The organism is Rhizobium laguerreae (assembly GCF_019778565.1).
GTDB classification, from domain to species: Bacteria; Pseudomonadota; Alphaproteobacteria; order Rhizobiales; family Rhizobiaceae; genus Rhizobium; species Rhizobium laguerreae.
In genome coordinates, this window is record NZ_JAAXQT010000009.1 from 176117 (window position 1) to 196002 (window position 19886).

At 60.1% G+C, this 19886-nt stretch carries 18 protein-coding genes; 15 read left to right on the forward strand and 3 right to left on the reverse strand.

From position 1 onward, the window contains the following. Positions 1–49 precede the first annotated feature (49 nt). The 6 genes from HFO71_RS25745 to HFO71_RS25770 all read left to right on the forward strand — a co-directional run bounded on the left by HFO71_RS25745 (position 50) and on the right by HFO71_RS25770 (position 6108). Positions 50–1066 carry an ABC transporter substrate-binding protein gene (locus HFO71_RS25745; protein WP_221988572.1) on the forward strand — a complete coding sequence of 339 codons (1017 nt, stop codon included), beginning with the start codon at positions 50–52 and terminating at the stop codon, positions 1064–1066. Positions 1067–1139: 73 nt separating this feature from the next. Further along, positions 1140–1964 carry an ABC transporter ATP-binding protein gene (locus tag HFO71_RS25750; RefSeq protein ID WP_025396882.1) on the forward strand — a complete coding sequence of 275 codons (825 nt, stop codon included), beginning with the start codon at positions 1140–1142 and terminating at the stop codon, positions 1962–1964. Beyond that, on the forward strand, positions 1964–2806 hold the full coding sequence (locus HFO71_RS25755) for an ABC transporter permease (protein ID WP_077980630.1): 843 nt from the start codon (positions 1964–1966) through the stop codon (positions 2804–2806). Before HFO71_RS25750 ends, HFO71_RS25755 begins: the two co-directional genes overlap by 1 nt. Continuing rightward, positions 2806–4119 (forward strand): cytosine deaminase, encoded by a 1314-nt coding sequence (locus HFO71_RS25760; protein ID WP_168259357.1) that lies wholly within the window; start codon positions 2806–2808, stop codon positions 4117–4119. Before HFO71_RS25755 ends, HFO71_RS25760 begins: the two co-directional genes overlap by 1 nt. Before the next feature lies 1 nt (position 4120). Continuing rightward, complete coding sequence (locus HFO71_RS25765; RefSeq protein WP_221988573.1) at positions 4121–5530, forward strand: FAD-binding oxidoreductase; 1410 nt, start codon at positions 4121–4123, stop codon at positions 5528–5530. Beyond that, positions 5527–6108 (forward strand): NAD(P)H-dependent oxidoreductase, encoded by a 582-nt coding sequence (locus HFO71_RS25770; protein WP_168255563.1) that lies wholly within the window; start codon positions 5527–5529, stop codon positions 6106–6108. Before HFO71_RS25765 ends, HFO71_RS25770 begins: the two co-directional genes overlap by 4 nt. Here HFO71_RS25770 and HFO71_RS25775 read toward each other — a convergent pair. The 3 genes from HFO71_RS25775 to HFO71_RS25785 all read right to left on the reverse strand — a co-directional run bounded on the left by HFO71_RS25775 (position 6105) and on the right by HFO71_RS25785 (position 9337). Continuing rightward, a complete protein-coding gene (locus HFO71_RS25775) occupies positions 6105–6494 on the reverse strand; it encodes a RidA family protein (protein ID WP_131663420.1) in 390 nt (129 codons plus the stop codon). The two genes, HFO71_RS25770 and HFO71_RS25775, sit on opposite strands and share 4 nt — an antisense overlap. A 177-nt stretch (positions 6495–6671) precedes the next feature. Next, entirely contained in the window at positions 6672–7925 is a 1254-nt protein-coding gene (locus HFO71_RS25780) for an ATP-binding protein (protein ID WP_168285742.1), read from the reverse strand. A gap of 491 nt (positions 7926–8416) precedes the next feature. Further along, positions 8417–9337, reverse strand: coding sequence for a LysR family transcriptional regulator (locus HFO71_RS25785; RefSeq protein WP_168255559.1), 921 nt, complete (start codon positions 9335–9337; stop codon positions 8417–8419). Between the two features lie 108 nt (positions 9338–9445). On the opposite strand from HFO71_RS25785, the gene HFO71_RS25790 reads away from it, so the two are divergent. The 9 genes from HFO71_RS25790 (at position 9446) to HFO71_RS25830 (ending at position 19882) form a co-directional block, all read left to right on the forward strand. Beyond that, complete coding sequence (locus tag HFO71_RS25790) at positions 9446–11056, forward strand: GMC family oxidoreductase (protein WP_168285740.1); 1611 nt, start codon at positions 9446–9448, stop codon at positions 11054–11056. A gap of 147 nt (positions 11057–11203) precedes the next feature. Further along, positions 11204–12355, forward strand: coding sequence for a transporter substrate-binding domain-containing protein (locus HFO71_RS25795; protein WP_168259360.1), 1152 nt, complete (start codon positions 11204–11206; stop codon positions 12353–12355). A gap of 12 nt (positions 12356–12367) precedes the next feature. After that, entirely contained in the window at positions 12368–12976 is a 609-nt protein-coding gene (locus HFO71_RS25800; RefSeq protein WP_065283348.1) for an ANTAR domain-containing response regulator, read from the forward strand. 247 nt (positions 12977–13223) lie between these two features. Then, positions 13224–14474 (forward strand): transporter substrate-binding domain-containing protein, encoded by a 1251-nt coding sequence (locus tag HFO71_RS25805; RefSeq protein ID WP_131641056.1) that lies wholly within the window; start codon positions 13224–13226, stop codon positions 14472–14474. A 147-nt stretch (positions 14475–14621) separates the two neighbouring features. Next, positions 14622–15515, forward strand: coding sequence for an urea ABC transporter permease subunit UrtB (urtB, locus tag HFO71_RS25810; protein WP_168255551.1), 894 nt, complete (start codon positions 14622–14624; stop codon positions 15513–15515). Position 15516: 1 nt separating this feature from the next. Beyond that, positions 15517–16656 (forward strand): urea ABC transporter permease subunit UrtC, encoded by a 1140-nt coding sequence (gene urtC / locus HFO71_RS25815; RefSeq protein ID WP_131641054.1) that lies wholly within the window; start codon positions 15517–15519, stop codon positions 16654–16656. Between the two features lies 1 nt (position 16657). Beyond that, entirely contained in the window at positions 16658–17407 is a 750-nt protein-coding gene (gene urtD, locus HFO71_RS25820; RefSeq protein ID WP_221988575.1) for an urea ABC transporter ATP-binding protein UrtD, read from the forward strand. Beyond that, entirely contained in the window at positions 17407–18102 is a 696-nt protein-coding gene (gene urtE / locus HFO71_RS25825; RefSeq protein WP_221988576.1) for an urea ABC transporter ATP-binding subunit UrtE, read from the forward strand. Before urtD ends, urtE begins: the two co-directional genes overlap by 1 nt. Before the next feature lie 28 nt (positions 18103–18130). Continuing rightward, on the forward strand, positions 18131–19882 hold the full coding sequence (locus HFO71_RS25830; protein ID WP_168285738.1) for a nitrilase-related carbon-nitrogen hydrolase: 1752 nt from the start codon (positions 18131–18133) through the stop codon (positions 19880–19882). The last annotated feature ends 4 nt before the right edge of the window (positions 19883–19886 follow it).

The following is a 19886-nucleotide window of genomic DNA, read 5'->3' on the forward strand; positions in this document are numbered from 1 at the left end:
AGGGAGCCGGATAAGGCTTCCCTCGGTTACAAAAGGGGAACTGCCGACCATGTTGAAAGCACAGACGAAGATGCAATTCCTGAGCTGCCTCGGCCTCGCCTCGATGCTTGCCGCCGCCGCGCCGGCGCTTGCCCTCGACAAGGTGAGCTATGGGACGAACTGGCTTGCCCAGGCGGAACATGGCGGCTTCTACCAAGCCGTCGCCGATGGCACCTATGCGAAATACGGCCTCGACGTCACCATCGTCCAGGGCGGCCCGAATGCTGCAGGCAGCGCGCTGCTGATCTCCGGCAAGCTCGATTTTTACATGGGTGGTCCTCAGGGAGAGATATCCGCCGTCGAGCAGGGCATTCCGCTGGTCGATGTCGCCGCGATCTTCCAAAAGGATCCGCAGGTGCTGATCGCCCATCCGGACAACGGCGTCGACAAGTTCGAGGATCTCGCCAAGCTGAAAACGCTGTTCCTCAGCAAAGACGGCTACCTCACCTATTTCGAATGGATGAAGGCCAACTTCAAGGGCTTCAAGGATGAGCAGTACAAGCCCTATAACTTCAGTCCGGCTCCTTTCCTTGCAGACAAGGAGTCTGCCCAGCAGGGGTACCTGACCTCCGAACCCTACGAGATCCAGAAGCAGGCAGGCTTCGAGCCGAAGGTCTTCCTGCTCGCCGACAACGGCTACTCGCCCTATTCGACGATGATCACGACGACGCAGGCGATGATCGACGGCAAGTCCGATGTCGTGCAGCGCTTCGTCGATGCTTCGATCGAAGGCTGGTACAACTATCTCTACGGCGACAACACCAAGGCGAACGAACTGATCAGGAAGGACAATCCTGAAATGACGGAGGGCCAGATCGCCTATTCGATCGCCAAGATGAAGGAATACGGCATTATCGAATCCGGCGACAGCCTCGACAAGGGCATCGGCTGCATCACCGACGCCCATTACAAGAAGTTCTTCGACGAGATGGTGGCGATCAAGGTCTTCAAACCGGAAACGGATTACACCAAAGCGTTTACGACGAAGTTCGTCTGCAAGGGCGCCGGAATGGCACTGAAGAAGTAGGCCGACCGACGGCTCTCCTGGTCCGCCATCGACGATGTGGCGGGCCGTATCCTCCCGCATGAACGAGACAGCAATGCTCCCAGCAGACGCCCAGGCGGTATCCCCGAAAGAGACGCGCAAGCGGCCGCTTGTTGTCATGCAGTCGGTCTCGAAGGTCTTTTCCAGCGGCACTGTCGCCCTTTCGAACATGTCGCTCACGGTCGAAAGCGGCGAGTTCGTCAGCCTGCTCGGCCCTTCCGGCTGCGGCAAGTCGACGGCGCTGCGCATCATCGCCGGTCTCGGCGATGTCACCTCGGGAACGATCGACTGGCCGAGTTCGCGCATCAATTCCAGAGGTCTGCCGGAGGGCGATATCGGCTTTGTCTTCCAGGAGCCGACGTTGATGCCCTGGAAGAACGTGTTCGACAACGTCCATTTGCCGCTGAGGTTGAGGCGCGTTTCGAAGGCCGCCGCGCATGATCAGATCATCGAAGTTCTAACCACCGTCGGCCTTCAGGATTTTGCCAAGGCCTATCCGCGCGAACTTTCCGGCGGCATGAAGATGCGCGTCTCGATCGCCCGTGCGCTGGTGACAAAGCCGAAGCTGCTGCTGATGGACGAGCCTTTCGCCGCGCTCGATGAGATCACCCGTCAGAAGCTCAACGACGACGTGCTGCGGCTGTGGAAGGCGACCGGCATTACGGTGATTTTCGTGACGCACTCGGTCTTTGAGTCCGCCTATCTCTCGAACCGTATCGTCGTGATGAAGGCAAGGCCCGGGCGCGTGCATGCCGACGTCCCGCTGATCACAAGCCTCGAACGCGACGCGCACTACCGCACCTCGGAAGAATACCGCAAGGCCTGCGAAACGGTGTCGCATTCGTTGATCGGGGCGATCAATTCGGCAGGGGATCATTGATGAGTGACGAAACAGACACATCGCCGCTGCTCGTTAAGGGTACCGCAAGCGCAAGGCGCCGCGATCTTGCGCTGCGCATTGCCATCCCCTTCCTCGTCATCGCCCTGATGATCCTCGTCTGGTACGCCTATGTGAAAATGTCCGGCGTGCCGCCCTATATCCTGCCAGGACCGGCCGCTGTGGCAAACGCCTTCGTGACGGATTGGGGTACGCTTGCCCCTGCCCTCTGGGTCACCACCAAGATCACCTTCATGTCGCTGATGCTGGCGCTTGTCGGCGGCGTCGGCTTTGCGATCTTTCTCGTGCAGTCGCGCTGGGTCGAGCTTGCCTTCTATCCCCTTGCCGTCATCCTGCAGGTAACGCCGATCGTCGCCATCTCGCCGCTGATCCTGATCTATGCGCCGTCGACGCAGGTCGCTCTGCTCATCTGCGCCTTCCTCGTCGCCTTTTTCCCGATCCTTTCGAATATGGTCCAGGGACTGAAGAGCGTCGACCACAATCTGATCAACCTCTTTGAGCTCTACGGCGCTTCGCGCTGGCAGACGCTGCTCTTTCTCAAACTGCCTGCCGCCCAACCCTATTTCATGACCGGCCTCAGGATCGGCGGTGGCCTTGCGCTGATCGCCGCCGTCGTCGCCGAATTTGCCGCAGGCTCGGCCGGTGCCGGTTCCGGCCTCGCCTTCCGCCTGCTCGAAGCGCAGTACCGGATGAACATCCCGCGGCTCTTCGCAGCCCTTTTGATGCTCTCCATGCTTGGCGTAGCGATCTTCGGCCTCACCACACTGATCGCCTGGCTGAGCCTGCACCGCTGGCATGAGAGCAGCATCAAACGGGAAAACTGATGACCTATTCCTTCATATCCCCGCCGAACGCGGCCCGCTTCGTGCTGAGCAATGCGACAGTGCCTGCCGTCAGCCTCGAGCATGTCGACGTGCCGGTCACGGAAGGGCTGGCAACGGTCGATATCGTCATCAGTGACGGCATGATTGCCGCCATCCGGCCGGCCGGCGCCGCACCCGCCGATTATGCCAGGACCGATCTTAAGGACGGCATGGTCTGGCCGTGCTTCGCCGATATCCATACCCATCTCGACAAGGGCCATATCTGGCCGCGCCAGGCCAATCCCGACGGCAGCTTCATGGGGGCGCTCGATGCGGTCAGGGCCGACCGGGAAGCCAACTGGTCGGCGGCAGACGTCAAACGGCGCATGGAATTCTCGCTGCGCTCCGCCTATGCCCATGGCACCAGCCTGATCCGCACGCACCTGGATTCGCTTGCGCCCCAGCATCGCATCTCCTTCGAGGTCTTTGCCGAAATCCGGGATGCCTGGAAAGACAGGATCGCGCTGCAGGCGGTTGCCCTCCTCCCGCTGGATGCCATGGCAGACGGCATCTTCTTTGCCGATCTCGTCACAACAATCCGACAGACCGGCGGCCTGCTTGGCGGTGTCACCAGGATGGGGCCGGAGCTTGTCTGGCAGCTCGACACGCTCTTCAGGACTGCCGCAGAGCATGGCCTGGATATCGATCTGCATGTCGACGAGACGGATGATCGCGGCGCCGAGACGCTGAAGGCAATTGCCGAGGCCGTGCTGCGCAACGGGTTCGAGGGCAAGGTGACCGCCGGCCATTGCTGCTCGCTCGCCCGCCAGGACGAAGACACCGCCGCGCGGACCGTCGAATTGGTCGCCAAGGCAGGTATCGCGGTCATCGCACTGCCGATGTGCAACATGTATCTGCAGGACCGCTATCCCGGCCGCACCCCGCGCTGGCGCGGCGTCACCCTGTTCAAGGAACTGGCCGCCGCCGGCGTCGCGACCGCGGTCGCCTCCGACAATACCCGCGACCCCTTCTATGCCTATGGCGATCTCGACCCGGTGGAAGTCTTCCGCGAGGCGGTGCGGATTCTGCATCTCGACCATCCGCTCGATACCGCCGCCCGTGTCGTCACCACCTCGCCCGCCGCCATCGTCGCACGGCCGGACAAGGGCCGCATCGCCGCCGGCGATCCGGCCGATCTCGTGCTTTTCAGCGCGCGGCGCTGGAGTGAATTCCTTTCCCGTCCGCAGTCTGACCGCGTCGTGCTTCGCCGCGGCAAGGTGATCGACCGCAGCCTGCCGGATTACCGTGAACTCGATAGCGTCGTTGGAGCCTGACATGACCGATTATCAGAAGATCAAAAAGGAGCTCGAAGGCATCGCCGTCGAGGACAATCCGGCGCTCGTTCGCCAGAAGAGCCGGGATTTCTATTGGTACTCGCCGATCCTGAAGGCGCAGCTCGACAATGTTTCCGCCGATCTCGTCGTCACGCCGAAGACCGAGGAAGAGGTCATAAGGACGCTGAAGGTCGCCTATGCCCATGGCGTGCCGGTGACGCCGCGTGGCGCCGGCACCGGCAATTACGGCCAGGCCATGCCGCTTTCCGGCGGCATCGTGCTGAACCTTGCCGCCATGGACAAGATCAAGGAGATCCATCCCGGCCGCGTCATCTGCGAACCCGGCATCGTGCTTGCCCATCTCGACAAGCAGACCAAGGCCCATTCCGGCCAGGAGCTGCGCTTCCACCCCTCCACCGCCCAGACGGCGACGGTCGGCGGCTTCATCGCCGGCGGCTCGGGCGGCGTCGGCTCGATCACCTGGGGCGGCTTGCGCGACCTCGGAAACATCCTGCGCCTGCGCGTCGTCACCATGGAGGCCGAACCGCGCGTGCTCGACCTCACCGGCTGGGATCTCCAGAAGGTGAGCCACGCTTACGGAACCAACGGCATCATCACCGAGATCGAGATGCCGCTTGCACCTGCCTATGACTGGGTCGATGTCCTGGTTGGCTACGATGATTTCATGGATGCCGTGCGCTTTTCCGACGCGCTGGCGAAATGCAACGGCATCCTCGTCAAGGAGATCGCGCCGATCGCCGCTCCCATTCCTTACGACTATTTCACCCGCCACAAGCCCTACATCCGTCAGGGCCAGTCGATCGTCGTGCTGATGATCGCGCCGCACTCCCTGGATGCCTTTCTGGCTTTTACGGCGGCGCAGAAGGGCGAGATCATGTTCCGCTCCGACAAGGTGGAAAGCATGCGCGGCATCCCGCACGCCTATGAGCTTGCCTGGAACCACACGACATTGCGCGCGCTGAAGGTCGACCCGAGCTTCACCTATCTGCAGGTTCAATATCCCGGACCGGATCATGTCGCGAAGGTTCGGAAGATGGTCGAAATCTTTGGTGACGAAGTGCCGGGTCATCTCGAATTCATCAAATTCGGCGGCCAGATCCAGTGCTCCGGCCTGCCGCTGGTGCGCTATACCACCGAGGAGAGGCTGGAGGAGATCATCAAGATCCACCAGGACAATGGATGCCCGATCTTCAACCCGCACCGCTATACGCTCGAAGAAGGCGGCATGAAGCGCACCGACGCGGTGCAACTCGCTTTCAAGCAGGAAACCGATCCGAAGGGCCTGCTCAATCCCGGCAAGATGATCGCGTGGGAAAATCCCGATTTCGACTTCAACGCCGGCAAGAACTATCTCTTCCCCGGCCTGGCGGCCCTGATGGAGGCTTCATGAGGGTTCTCGTCCTCCACTCTCACCCGGTCGAGGAAAGTTACGGCAAGGCGCTTTACCGGCAGACCGTCGAGAGCCTCCGCAAGGCCGGGCATACGGTGGATGGCTGCGACCTCTATGAAGAGCAGTTCGATCCAGTGCTCTCGCGCCACGACCGGCTCGTCTATCACGATTATCCGGAAAACTTGAAGCTGGTGGGATCGCACGTCGAACGGCTCAAGGCGGCCGAGGGGCTGGTGATCTGCACCCCGATCTGGAACTTCGGCTTTCCGGCAATCCTGAAGGGATATTTCGACCGAGTTTGGCTGCCGGGCGTTTCCTTCGAACTGGTCAACGGCAAGGTGGAATCGCGGCTGCGCCACATCCGCAAGCTGGCAGCCGTCCTGACTTATGGCGCAACGCCTTTCCGGGCGTTTGCCGCCGGCAACCCGCCGCGGAAGATCGTCAAGCGCGTGCTGCGGGCGCAGATCAATCCGGTGAGGCCGGTGACGTTCCTCGCCCATTACGACATGAACAATTGCACGCCGGAAACGCGGGCAAAATTCCTCGCCCGCGTCGGATACGCGATGGAGCGCTTTTAGAAGATTTTCGCGGCCGTCACTTCGACCTCTACGAGGAACTCAGGGCGCGTAAAGCCGCCGATGACGAGCAAGGTGGAAACCGGCTTCGGATCGAGCGTATAGCGATCCCGCACAGCCATATAGGCCGGGAAATCCTCGCGGCGGGTGACGAAGCCCGAAATGCGGATGACATCGGCAAAACTCATTTCCGCCTCTTCGAGGATCGTCTTGATCGCCTTGAAGCAGAGTTCAGCCTGAGCAGTGATGTCGCTCGGAACAGTATCGTCGAGACCGATACCAAGCTGGCCCGAAGTGACCAGGAGCGATGCGCCGGGCGGCACCAGCAGGCCGTGATTGTAATTTCCAAAAGGCCGGCGTACCGAGGTCGGATTGAAGGTCTTCTTCATCGATCTGAAATTCCTGAGGGCTGCAGATATGGAGCCTACAGGATGCGGCGGAATATGAGAATATCGCTGTGTCCATAATGCTTTGCCACAAAAAGCAGGACGACCGCCGTGAAAGGTAACGAACCGCGGAACCGGACCAGCCCACCGCGGCACAGTGCTCAGCGCCTTTCGTTGTTTTCACATCGACCAGAGAATTGAAAGGGGCGCGGCGTGCAACTTCTCTCCGAACGGGGTCACGCGATCATGATCGTGGAGCACCAGGCCACGGATAAAGCGCTCCCCAACAGCTTCCTGCAGTTGCCTCAACCCTTTGAAGTCGTCCGATTTGACCGTGGCTGATGCTTTCACTTCAATTCCGACGATCCGCCCGCGACGGTCCTCGATTACCACGTCCACCTCGTCCTGATCCTTGGTCCGGTAGTGCGAGAAGGTTAGGCGCCGCTCCGACCAGGACGCGAGTTTCAGAAGCTCGGAAACCACGAAGCTTTCCAGAAGTGCTCCAAACCTGGTTCTGTCGCGTCGCAGAGTTTCCAGATCGTCTTCCCGGAGGCTAGCGAGAAGGCCGGTATCGACAAAGTGAAGCTTTGGGGTTTTCACGAGGCGGCTGAGGCGGTTGTTCGACCACGGCGCGATAGTCCGCACCAGAAAGAGCCGCTCAAGGATTGCTACATATTTCTGGGCCGTTACGCTCGACAATCCGAGCGCTGATCCGAAGCTGCTGTGGTTCACCAGTTGCCCAGAATGTTCAGCGAGAACGTCAAGCAATCGCGGCAGCCGGTCAAGCTGGTCGATGTTGGCTATATCCCGCACGTCACGATCGAGAATGAGAGACACGTAGTCCTCAAGCCAGGCCGTCCGGCGCGCCGGTGTCGATCGGCGTAGAACTTCAGGATATCCTCCCTTTAGGACGACATTCATTAAATCATCACCAAAAACGGCCCCTTCACTAGGCGTCGGCTCATCACCAGCGAACAAGCCATCCAGCAACCGGCCAGGCGTCGAGAGAATTTCGGATTGTGCAAATGGAAGCAGTGAAACGACTGCCATTCGTCCCGCCAGGGAATCGGCAATACCCGGCACCGTTGCAAGCTTGGCAGATCCAGTTAGCAAGAACCGGCCGGGCTTTTCGTCACGATCTACGCTTTCCTTGATGGCGAGCATTAAATCAGGAGCACGTTGGACTTCGTCTATGACAGCGCGGTCGATGCCGCGAATGAAGCCGGTTGGATCAGACTTCGCGGCGTTCAGCGTACCAGCGTCGTCCAGGGTCATGTACGGACGATTGCCGTCGGCAAACTGCCGTGCGAGCGTCGTCTTCCCCGCTTGACGCGGGCCCAATATAAGAACGACGCGCGTGTCGGCCAACGCGGTCTCCACAATGGGCCGAGCTTTTCTTTCTATGTAGGACTTTGCCTTAGGATTGGTCTTCATCCGACCATTCTTAGTTCACATCCCGCCTAATTTAAAGTCTAGAGGCGGCCAATTTAAATTGCACGTCCCAATACCACTGAAGGCCTGCGTGGCGCGAGTCTGGTCATATATGGGCTCCCTGTTGATGAAATGTGAGAAGATACCAGCATCAAGGCCGCTGGCTGATCGAAGCCTGATTAGGTCTCCAGAAACACAAAAGGCACCATTCGCGAGCGACCTTTCTTGGTACCGGCCAAAGCAAGCGAGGCCAGCTAGCGCCTTGGGCCGTGCCCCTTAGCTTGATGGTCCTCCTTCCACCGCGGCTGCTCAATCTTCGATCAAGATGATCCACCCCGGGCAGGCGCTGCTGCTATCGATGCTCGCCGGACAAGGCTTTGGGAACTCGCCAGCCTGCCATGCGCTGGATGAATTCCAAAGGACGGACTGCCTCTGCAGGCGGACAATATAGGACGCTATGGTGAAACCCTTTTGATTGTCCGGATAGAGGCATGTTACGACGCTGCCGTATCGCGTGTCGAAGAACCCTTAGCAAACAACGATCTTTCCCTTCGAACTGCCGCGGTGAGTAAGTCGACAGTCTTGCGAATTCGGGCATGACGCCGAAGGTCCTCATGAACCGACAGCCAGTAGCTGCGGCGCAAGAGGAACGAACGCTGCAGGACCGGGACAAGCAGGTGTTTTCCGGCAGCCAGATAGGCCGGCAGAACGCCCATTGCCATGCCGCTTTCAATCATGGCGCATTGGGCAATGATGCTCGTACTCGTGAACCGCATCGCCGGCTTCAAATCCGCAATGTCGAGATAGGCAAGCTCCCTCGTGTGCAGAAGCCCCGCGATGTAGCCGCAGAGCGTGTGGCCGGTCAGATCGTCCAGCGTCTGGGGAACGCCGTTTCGCCCGAGATAGTCACGGGTGGCGTAAAAGCCCAACTCATAGTCGGTCAGCTTGCGTGTCGCCAGGCTGCCTTCTTCCGGGCGATCGAGTGAAATAGCGATGTCGGCTTCCCGCGAAGAAAGCGAATAAGTCTGAGGTAAAGCAACAAGCTCGACGTCAAGGTTCGGATAGTCTTGCATGATGGCTGCAATGCGTCCGCCGAGGTAACCTACGCCGAGCCCCTCCGGTGCACCGATCCGCACGCGGCCCGTCATGCCTTTCGTCGTCTCGGCACCGAGCCCGCCGATCTCCTGGAGGACGATCGATTCCAGCTTGGCCGCCGATCGTCTGAGATCTTCGCCGGCCGACGTGATGCGCAATCGCCGCCCGGCCCGTTCGAATAGCTGAACCCCAAGGCTCTCCTCGAGCTTGGCGAGACGGCGGCTGATAGTTGAGTGGTCAAGCGCCAGGGCCTTTGCCGCATCGATAACCCGGCCAGTTCGAGCAATGTGCAGAAATACCCTGATATTGTCCCAATCCATTTTTCCAGAACTCCTTTTTACACATAGTATGTGCTTCTTCGCGCCTTGTCTTCAGCGGCGTCGCCGATAAACCGGTTTGGGATATCGATCGTAAGGCGGAGAAAAGCGATGGAGGGGGATTATGATTACATTGTCGTGGGGGCAGGGACGGCGGGGTGTATCCTTGCGAACAGGCTGTCTGAAAGTCCCAGAAACCGCGTGCTGCTCCTTGAGGCCGGCAGCAAGGACAACTGGATTTGGTTTCATATCCCCGTCGGTTATCTTTTCACCATCGGCAATCCCCGCTCCGACTGGATGTTCAAGACGGAGGCCGAAGCCGGCCTGAACGGCCGCTCGTTGTCCTACCCGCGCGGCAAAGTCATCGGCGGCTCCTCCGCGATCAACGCAATGATCGCCATGCGTGGTCAGGCGGCGGACTATGATGGATGGGCGAGCCTTGGTCTTGCGGGCTGGGGCTGGCAGGACGTTCTGCCCCATTTCCGGCAGATGGAAGATCATTTTATGGGGGAAAGCGTGCATCACGGCATAAGCGGCGGCTGGCGCGTCGAAGCCCCGCGTCTCTCCTGGCCGATCCTCGACGCCGTTCGGGAGGCTGCAGCGGAACTAGGCGTCGCAAAGATCGCGGATTTCAATACGGGTGACAATGAAGGATCCGGCTATTTTCACGTCAATCAGAAACGTGGTCGTCGGTGGTCTTCGGCAAGGGGTTTTCTGAAGCCGGTCTTAGCGCGGGCGAACCTGCGGCTTGAAACAGGTGTTCTGGTGGACAGGCTGGTCATCGAAGACGGGCGGGCAACGGGGGTGCGCTATATCCGCGACGGCGTCTTAAGAACGGCGAGGGCAAGAGGTGAAGTCGTGCTGAGTGCCGGCGCCATCGGCTCCGTCCAGCTATTGCACCGGTCTGGCATCGGGCCGGTTGAATGGCTTTCTACCGCGGGCATAGAGCCGGCTCTCGCGCGGCCCGGCGTCGGGCGCAATCTCCAGGATCATCTGCAGCAACGCGCCGTCTACAGGATCAGCGGCGCCCGTACGCTTAATGAAACCTATCACTCGCTTCTGCGCCGTGGCCTCATGGGGATCGACTACGCCCTGCGTCGCCGTGGACCGCTAACCATGGCGCCGTCCCAACTCGGTCTGTTCATGCGCTCTGATCGGTCGCACGATCGCGCCAACATCCAGTTTCACGTCCAGCCCCTGTCTTTGGACAGGTTCGGCGAACCGTTGCATCGTTTTCCTGCGATCACCGTCAGCGCCTGCAATCTGAGGCCAACGTCGCGCGGCGAGGTGCGGCTGCGCTCAGCCGATCCCTACGCACCGCCGCTCATCGCCCCGCACTATCTGACGGCAGCGGAAGACAGGCGGGTGGCAGCGGACGCTATCCGTGCGACGCGGCGGCTGATGGCACAGCCCGCGCTGAGACCGTACCGGCCGGAGGAAGTTCTGCCGGGCATTGCCGTCGGCGACGATGAAGCATCGCTTGCGAAGGCCGCCGGCGATATCGGCACCACCATCTTCCATCCGGTCGGGACCGCGAAGATGGGTCGCGCGGACGATCCGCTGTCTGTCGTTGATGCACGCCTGCGCCTCCACGGGATAGCGGGTCTTCGCGTGATCGATGCGTCGATCATGCCGACGATCACCTCCGGCAATACCAATACCCCGACGGCGATGATCGCGATGAAAGGTGCTGCGATGGTCCTTGAGGATGCACGCCGATAACCATGTACGGCCTTTCGTTCCGCTATTGTCACTGGACACGGAAACTGACATCATGGATCGGCAGGCTTCAATGAGCCGCTGATATTCCATGAGCAGGGTAGCTCTCGACCGGAAACGGGCGGGAGCTTTTTTATTTTTTGGTGGGCGATGATGCATTCAGAAAACTGGCGGGTCGGTGTGCTGTTCTCCGAAACGGGTGTGACCGGAGCCGTAGAAAAAACCCAAAAGGCCGCGACCGTGCTGGCGATCGATGAGATCAACGCGGCGGGCGGCGTGCTCGGCCGGGCGATCGAACCCATCGCCTACGATCCGCAATCGACGCCCAATCTCTACAAGGAACTTGCAGTCAAGCTTTGCGACGAAGACCGGGTCCGGGTCGTTTTCGGCTGCCATATGTCGAGCACCCGCAAAGCTGTTCTGCCCGTCATCGAGGCTCGTGATGCACTGCTGTTCTACCCGACGCTCTATGAGGGGTTCGAATACTCCCGTCACTGCATCTATACAGGTGCTGCCCCCAACCAGAACTCCGTCCAGCTCGTCGACTTCCTGGCCGAGCACTATGGTAAGCGGGTTTTCCTTGTGGGATCGAACTACGTCTATCCTTATGAATCCAACCGGACGATCAGCGACCTGTTTCTTCAGCTGGGTGGACAGGTCCTGGACGAGATGTATGTTCCCCTAAACCTCAAAACCGAAGACGTTGCCAAGATCATCCGGCACATTCGCGCGGCACAGCCGGATGTCATCTATTCGACGATTGTCGGCGACGGTATTATTCCCTTCTACACGGCGTTCAAGGAGGCCGGATTCGATTCGGTGAAAATGCCGATCGCGAGCCAGTCGACCAGCGAGGCGGACGTGATCCGTATGCGACCGGAGGTGGCCGAGGGTCATATCACCGCAGCCCCCTTCTTTGCCTCTCTGGATACACCCCGCGCTCGCGCCTTCGTCTCGGCTTACCAACAGCGATACGGCCTACAGATGCTGCCAACCGCGCCGGCCGAAGCGGCTTATTTCCAGGTTTATCTCTATGCGGCTGCTTTGCAGCGTGCCGGTGGCGACGGGCTTGAGCAGCTTCTGCCGGCTCTCTATGATGTCGAGTACGATGCCCCGCAGGGCGCGGTGAAGATAGACCCGATGACAAACCACACGCATCTGTGGCCAAGAGTGGCAAGGGTGAATCCACAGGGCGACTACGACATCGTCTATGATCCATCGCTCCGGGTGGCGCCAGACCCCTTCATGCGAGAATATCGCCCGGACTTGACGCAGACTTTCCCACATCGTGTTCAGGTTTGAGAGGGAGCGACGATGTCTTTCGCCCTTCTCAGAGATTTGCGGGATCTCAAGGTTTTGGTCATCCATCCCTGGACATCCGAAGGAGAGTTTCTCGTCGATCACCTGCGCCGTATCGGTTGTACGGTCAGTTGCCTTTGGCCGGTGCCTGCCGAGTTGCCGCACGGCACCGATGTCGTGTTCCTTGCCATGGAAGATGAGGCGCGACCGGAAATCGAACGCCTGCTGAAGTCTTTCCCCAATCCTGCCCCGACCATGCTTGCCATCGTCGGTTACGAAAACCCCTCGACCTTGCAGATCGTCCTGGAAAGTGGGGCACTCGCCATTGTCGAAAGACCGATCAAACCCTTTGGTCTGCTGACAAATCTCGCCATCGCCCGCAACCTCTGGCTGGAGCGCCAAAAGCTGGTCAAGGAAGCACGCAAATACAAGCGCAAGGTACTGGGAGACCAGAAACTTGCCCGGGCCAAAGCCATTCTGATGGCCAATCGCGGCACAAGCGAGAATGAGGCGTACCGCGAAATGCGCGACCAGGCGATGGCTCGGCGCGTGCCGATCGATGAAATCGCCAATTCGATTATCAACGCCGAACAGCTCTTGCGCCCGTCCCAAAAACATGATTAGTTTTTCACGTGTTTCCAACAAAACACCTCCGGCACATCCCTTCGTTTGACGAAGCCATGTGCCGCTGTTGCACGCGGCGCAGCCGTGATGCGGTGATGGCAAGGGTGCCCGCAGGCTGTGACAAGCCTCGCGGGTTTTTTGTTGTCTGCTGACAGTGACGTCAGTTCTCTACTCATTTCCGGCATGAAAGCCTTGCCGTTCGGCGGGCCGTGCCGCCGTGCGCGCCAATCAAAAAAGGGGAACCAAGATGGTGTTCAACAGACGAGAATTTCTGAAAACCGCAGCGACCGCTTCCGCCGCACTCGCCCTGCCGTCTCTGGGCAGCCGCGCCTTCGCAGCCGATGCCATCAAGGTCGGCGCGCTCTACTCGCAGACGGGCGGGCTTTCCGTTGCCGAGAAGCTTCTGGCAAACGGCGTCATGATGGCCGTGGCCGAAATCAACGCGGCCGGCGGCGTTCTCGGTCGCCCCGTCGAGGTAGTCGTCGAAGACGGTGCTTCCGATCCGAAGACCTTCAGCGAGAAGGCTTCGAAACTGATCCTCAAGGACAAGATTTCGACCGTGTTCGGCTGCCACACATCAGCAAGCCGCAAGGCCGTGCTGCCGATCTTCGAGCGACGCGGCGCGATGCTGTTCTACCAGACGCATTACGAAGGCTTCGAGTGCTCGCGCAACGTCGTCTATTCCGGCGCCGTTCCGAACCAGCAGCTCTCCAACTACATTCCCTGGATCGTCGAGAAACTGGGCAAGAAGAAATTCTTCATCGTCGGCTCGAACTATGTCTATCCGCGCGAAATGGCCAAGGTTTCCAAGAAGCTGATCGAGGCAGCCGGCGCCGAATGGGTGGCGGATGAATATCTGGAACTCGGCCATTCGGAATGGGCCGTCATGGTCAGCAAGATCAAGGAGTCGGGCGCCGACGTGGTCCTGTCCAACGTGGTCGGCGACTCCATCATCGCCTTCTACCGCGAGTTCAAGAACCAAGGGCTCTCGCAGGAGGTTCTGCCGATCTGCGCGACGGTCACCTCCGAAATCGAAATCGCGGCGATGGGCGCCGAATATGCGGCAGGTAGCTACACCTCCTTCCCCTATTTCATGTCGATCGACACTCCGGCGAACAAGAGCTTCATCTCCCGCTTCAGGAGCTTCGTCAACGATCCGAAAGCCGTCACCTACCATTCTCTCGAAGCCGCCTATTTCCAGGTCTTCCTGTGGAAGCAGGCCGTGGAAAAATCCGGCGATCTTTCGGCTGACGCAATCAGAGCCGGCATTCGCGGCCAAACCTACGAAGCGCCCGGCGGCAAGGTGACCACCGATCCCGACAACCTGCATTGCTGGCTGACGCCGCGCATCGGGCAATGGCAGGCGGACGGCCAGAGCAAGGTGGTCAATGCCTATCCGGCGCCGATCAAGCCGCTGCCCTATTCGGCCTATGGCGAGACGGAGAACAATCTGTTTTGCACCAGCAACGGTCTCGACGCCGCAAAACTCAAGGGCTGACCCCTCCCCGCGTCGTCCCGCCATCCATGGGTGGCGGGATCATGTCTCGAAGGCAGGCCCCCTCTTCCTCCGCGAGCTGTCATCCTGCCGTCAGGATGGGTAAAGCGCAGGAGAGTTCGGCCCGTCCTTCTCACGAACGGTGGCGCTATGCTCGACATTCTGTTTATCGGCCTCAGTCTCGGCTCGATCCTTCTTTTGGTGGCGCTCGGCCTTGCCATCACCTACGGCGCCATGGGCGTCATCAACATGGCCCATGGCGAGATGGTCATGATCGGCGCCTATGTCGCCGTCCTCTCAGGCATCTGGCTGAAGGCAAACCTTCTGTTTGCGATCCCGCTGGCCTTCGTTGTGACGGCCCTGCTCGGTCTGCTGATCGAGCGGGTGGTCGTGCGGCGGCTTTATGGCCGTCTGCTGGACACGCTTCTCGCCACCTGGGGGATCGCCATCCTCCTGCAACAGGCCGTGCGGCTCGAATTCGGCCTGTCCTTTTTCGGCATTCATGTCGAAGGTCTTGGGGCCGGCCTGCAGAACGTCGCAGTGCCCGCCTACCTGCAGGGCACGTTCAGACTTGCCGGCGCTGACATCAACGCCTACCGCACCTTCATCATCGCCGTTACCGCCGCGCTGACACTGGCGACATGGTTCATTCTCTACCGGACGGCGGCCGGCATGCAGGTTCGCGCCATCATCCGGAACCCGAATATGGCCGCAGCCTGCGGCATCGACGTGAAACGTGTCAACGCCATGACATTTGCTTTCGGTTCCGGCCTTGCCGGTGTTGCCGGCGTCATGATGTCCGGCTTCAAGACGGTCTTTCCCGACATGGGCACGACGATGGTCGTCGACGGCTTCATGGTCGTCGTCACCGGCGGGGTCGGCAGCCTTTTCGGCACCATCCTGTCGTCAGGGCTTCTCGGCGAAATCAATGCGCTGGTCGCCATCGGTACGAACGACATCCTGGCGCGTGCCGTCGTGTTCGGGGTCGTCATTCTCGTCATTCTCGTCAAGCCCAGCGGGCTGTTCTCGTTCAAGGGGCGCTGACATGAGCATCGAACGGAAATTCCAGGTCGCAGCCTATGTGCTCTTCATCGCGGTGATTTTTGCAGCGCCCGTTTTTGGCGACGAATTCTGGCTGAACCGCATTTCGAAATACCTGGTCTACGGCATGCTGGGCGTCGCCATCGCGCTCACATGGGGATATGCCGGTATTCTCAATCTCGGCCAGGGACTGTTTTTCGGTCTCGGCGCATACATGCTGGCCATGTCGCTGAAGCTGTCGAGCCTGACCAGTCTCCAACAGGGCTCCGACAAGCCGGTCCCTGATTTCATGCTCTGGAATGCCGAGCCCGGCGCGCCGACGGAACTTTGCTGCATCAACAAGGGCTCCTTTCTCTGGCTTCCGTTTCAAAGCCAGTCGGTGGGGCTTGTGCTCGGCATCGTGCTTCCGGTAGTGATTGCCGGAGCACTCGGCATGCTGGTTTTCCGCAAGCGCATTTCCGGCGTTTTCGTCTCGATCATCACCCTGGCGCTTGTTCTGCTTGTCCGTCTCGTCGTGGTCGATGCGCAACCGGTGACAAACGGCTTCAACGGCCTGACGGATCTTGGCTGGCTGACGATCGGCGGCATCGAATTCGATCCCTACAGCCGGGCGACCTATTATCTGTGCGCCGCATGCCTGTCGCTGACGCTTATCGGTGCCCGTCTCATCGTTGAAACCCGCGCGGGCATGATTCTGCAGGCAATCCGCGACGATCATGTGCGCGCCCGCTATCTCGGCTTCGATGTCTCGCTCTACCAGGTGTTCTTCTTCGTGATTTCGGCGGGTATCGCCGGCGTTGCCGGCATGCTCTACGTGGTCGTCGCGGAGTTCGCCTCTCCGACGTTCATGGACCTGTCCTTTTCCGTGACGATGGTGGTCTGGGCTGCCGTCGGCGGCCGCTCCTCCCTGCTTGGCGCCTGCATCGGCGCGATCCTAATCAACATGATCGAGGCTGAGGTCAGCGAAACCGAAGCGCTGGTCGAGGCGTGGAAAGCGATTATCGGCCTCATCTTCGTGCTCGTCGTTCTGTTCATGCCGCGTGGCCTTGGCGGCCTTGCGCATGATGTGCTGCGGCAGTCTGTCCGCCGGCTCAAACCCGGCACTGCACCTTCATCGTTGCAGCAACAAAGCGAGGCATTGTGATATGAGTGCAATCGCATTGACCATCGACGGTCTCAGCGTCGATTTCGGCGGTTTCCGCGCCGTCAACAATGTCAGCATCACCGTCTTCGACGGCGAGCTGCGTGTGCTGCTCGGCGCAAACGGCGCCGGCAAGACGACCTTGATGGATCTGGTCAGCGGCAAGACACACAGTACGCAGGGCAAGGTCTTCGTCTACGACACCAACATCACCAACTGGCCCGAACACCGCATCGCCCGCGCCGGCATAGGCCGGAAATTCCAGATCCCCAGTGTCTTTCGCGATCTTACCGTTCGACAGAATCTGGAGGTCGCCAATTGCCGCAACCCTTCAGTGCTCGCCAATCTGCGGTTTGGGTTTTCGCGCGCCGAGGCAAGGTGTGTCGACGACGTCCTTGCCCTTATCGGCCTCGATGCCGAGCAGGACGTGATGGCCGCCTATTTGAGCCACGGCCAGACGCAGTGGCTGGAGCTCGGCATGCTCATCGTTCAGGATCCCAAAGTGGTTCTGCTCGACGAGCCGACAGCCGGGATGACCCAGGCTGAAACCCGCAAGACGGCAGAGATCATCAACAATCTCAAAGGTCGCCATACGATTCTCGTTGTCGAACACGACATGGGCTTCGTCCGCGAAATCGCCGAGCGCATCACCGTTCTCCATCTCGGAGAGGTTCTGGCGGAAGGAAGCGTCGAAGATATCGAACGCAACCCGAAGGTTCGCGAAGCCTATCTCGGTTCGAAAGGAATATCCTGATGTTGTCGTTGAAAGACGTGCACAGCTATTACGGCCGCAGCCATATCCTGCACGGCGTCACGCTCGATGTTCCGGCCGGCAAGGTGACGAGCATTCTCGGCCGCAACGGCACCGGCAAGACGACCTTGTTGAAAACGCTGATGGCACTGACCGACCGCATGACGGGCGAGATGCGTCTGCAGGGAAAGGACCTGGTCGCATCCCCAACGCATGAAAGGGCAAGGGCCGGCATTGCCTACGTCCCCCAGGGCCGGGAGATCATTCCCGATTTTACTATCCGTGAGAACATCCTGATGGGCGCCTTTGCCCGCACCGATGGCATACGCGAGATTCCTGCGCTGGTGCCAGAGTTTTTTCCATACCTGATGGCCAATCTCGATCGGCCGGGCGGCGTGCTTTCGGGCGGCCAGCAGCAGCAGCTCGCCATCGCCCGCGCGCTGGCCGCAGATCCGAAAGTGCTGCTTCTCGATGAACCCAACGAAGGCATCCAACCCTCCATCGTCGAGGAGATCGAAAAGATCATCATTCGGCTCAATCGCGAGATCGGCATGACGATCATCCTCGTCGAGCAAAACGTCGCATTTGCGCGGCACGCGTCTCACCAGTTCGCAATGCTGGAGAAGGGAGGCGTGGTCGCGGCCGGCGCCATCGACACGCTCTCCGACGCGCTTGTTCACCGGCATATGGCTGTCTGAAACAAACCGATATCCTTTCATAGAGACAATGGGAACAACCATGACATCGACACAAAGCTACACTGCGGCCACCATCCAGTTCGAACCGACCATGTTCGAAAAGGCGCGCAATATCAGCCGGCTTGCAGCCCTTTGCGAAGAGGCAGCGGAGGCAGGCGCACGCCTGATCGTCACGCCCGAAATGGGCACGACCGGCTATTGTTGGTTCGACAGGGCCGAGGTGAAACCTTTCGTCGAGACTATCCCTGGAGCGACCACGGATGTTTTCCAGGCCATTGCCCGCAAACACCGCTGCTATATCGTCGTCGGCATGCCGGAAGTCGACCCTGCAAGTGATCTTTACTACAATACCGCCGTTCTGATCGGTCCAGACGGCGTCGTCGGCCGGCATCGCAAATCGCATCCCTATATCGCGGAGCCGAAATGGGCTGCCAACGGCGACATCGTCCACGAAGTATTCGAAACCGAGATCGGCCGGATCTCGATGCTGGTCTGCATGGACCTGCACTTCTTCGAGACAGCGCGCCTGGAGGCACTCGCCGGTGCCGACATCATCTGCCATATCTCCAACTGGCTGCAGGAGCGCACGCCGGCACCATACTGGATCAACCGCGCTTTTGAGAACGCCTGCTACGTCATCGAGAGCAACCGTTGGGGGCTGGAGAGAACGGTGCAGTTCTCAGGCGGAAGTTGCCTGATCGAGCCCGACGGTACGGTTGCCGCATCGATCGATACGGGCGACGGGATTGCCTACGGCACGATCGATCTTGCCCGCGCCCGCCGCCGCGAGGTCTTGTTCGAACCGGTCTTCAAGTCCCGCCGGCCCGAGCTCTACATGAACATGATGACCAACAGCTTCACCTGGAATCCGGGCGACTACTTCCGTCTCTATGGCTACCAGCCGATCCCGCGCGGACGCGCATCGCGCGCAGCCGTCGCCCAGTTCGCCCCCACCTCCGTCATCGCCGACAATCTCGCCCGCATCGCCGATCTGGCAGCCGAGGCGAAGGCAACGACAGCACCGGATATTCTGGTTTTCCCGGAACTGTCGCTGACCGGACTGGAGGCCCCGCACAGCCGGGCGGAACCGCTCTCGGGCCCGACGGTATCGGCCTTCGTTCGTCTTGCGATGAAGCTTGGTTTCTATCTTGTCGCCGGATTTGCCGAGGCGGATGACGACAAGGTTTACAACAGCGCCGTTCTCGCTGGCCCCGAGGGGCTCGTGGGCAGCTATCGCAAGACGCATCTCGGCATTGCCGACAGCTGGGCGACGGCCGGCGACGAATGGAAAGTCTACGATCTTGCCATCGGCCGGGTCGGCCTGGCGGTCGGCCATGACGCGCTCTATCCGGAAGCCATCCGTTCGCTCGCGCTGATGGGATGCGACGTGGTCGCTTGCCCATCAGCCATAGCAGGCACTTTCACCGGCAGCCACAACGGCACGAAAATTCCGCATAACTATCCGATCCCCAAGGGCGCCGATCCCTATCACTGGCATGCGTTGCGCGTGCGCGGCGGCGAAAACAACCTCTATTTCGCCTTCGCCAATGTGCTGGATGCGGCGCGGGGATACCTGGGCAAGAGTGCGGTATTCGGGCCGGATTCCTTTGCCTTTCCGCGCCAGGAATCGGCAATACTGGACGAGGACGGGATTGCGGCGGCAACCGTCGACACCACCAATCTCGATACGCCGTATCCGACGAACATCGTCCGGCGAAAGGATCTTGTCGTCATGCGCCAACCGCATCACTATCAGCCGCTCGTCAAATGGCATCAGTGAGAGA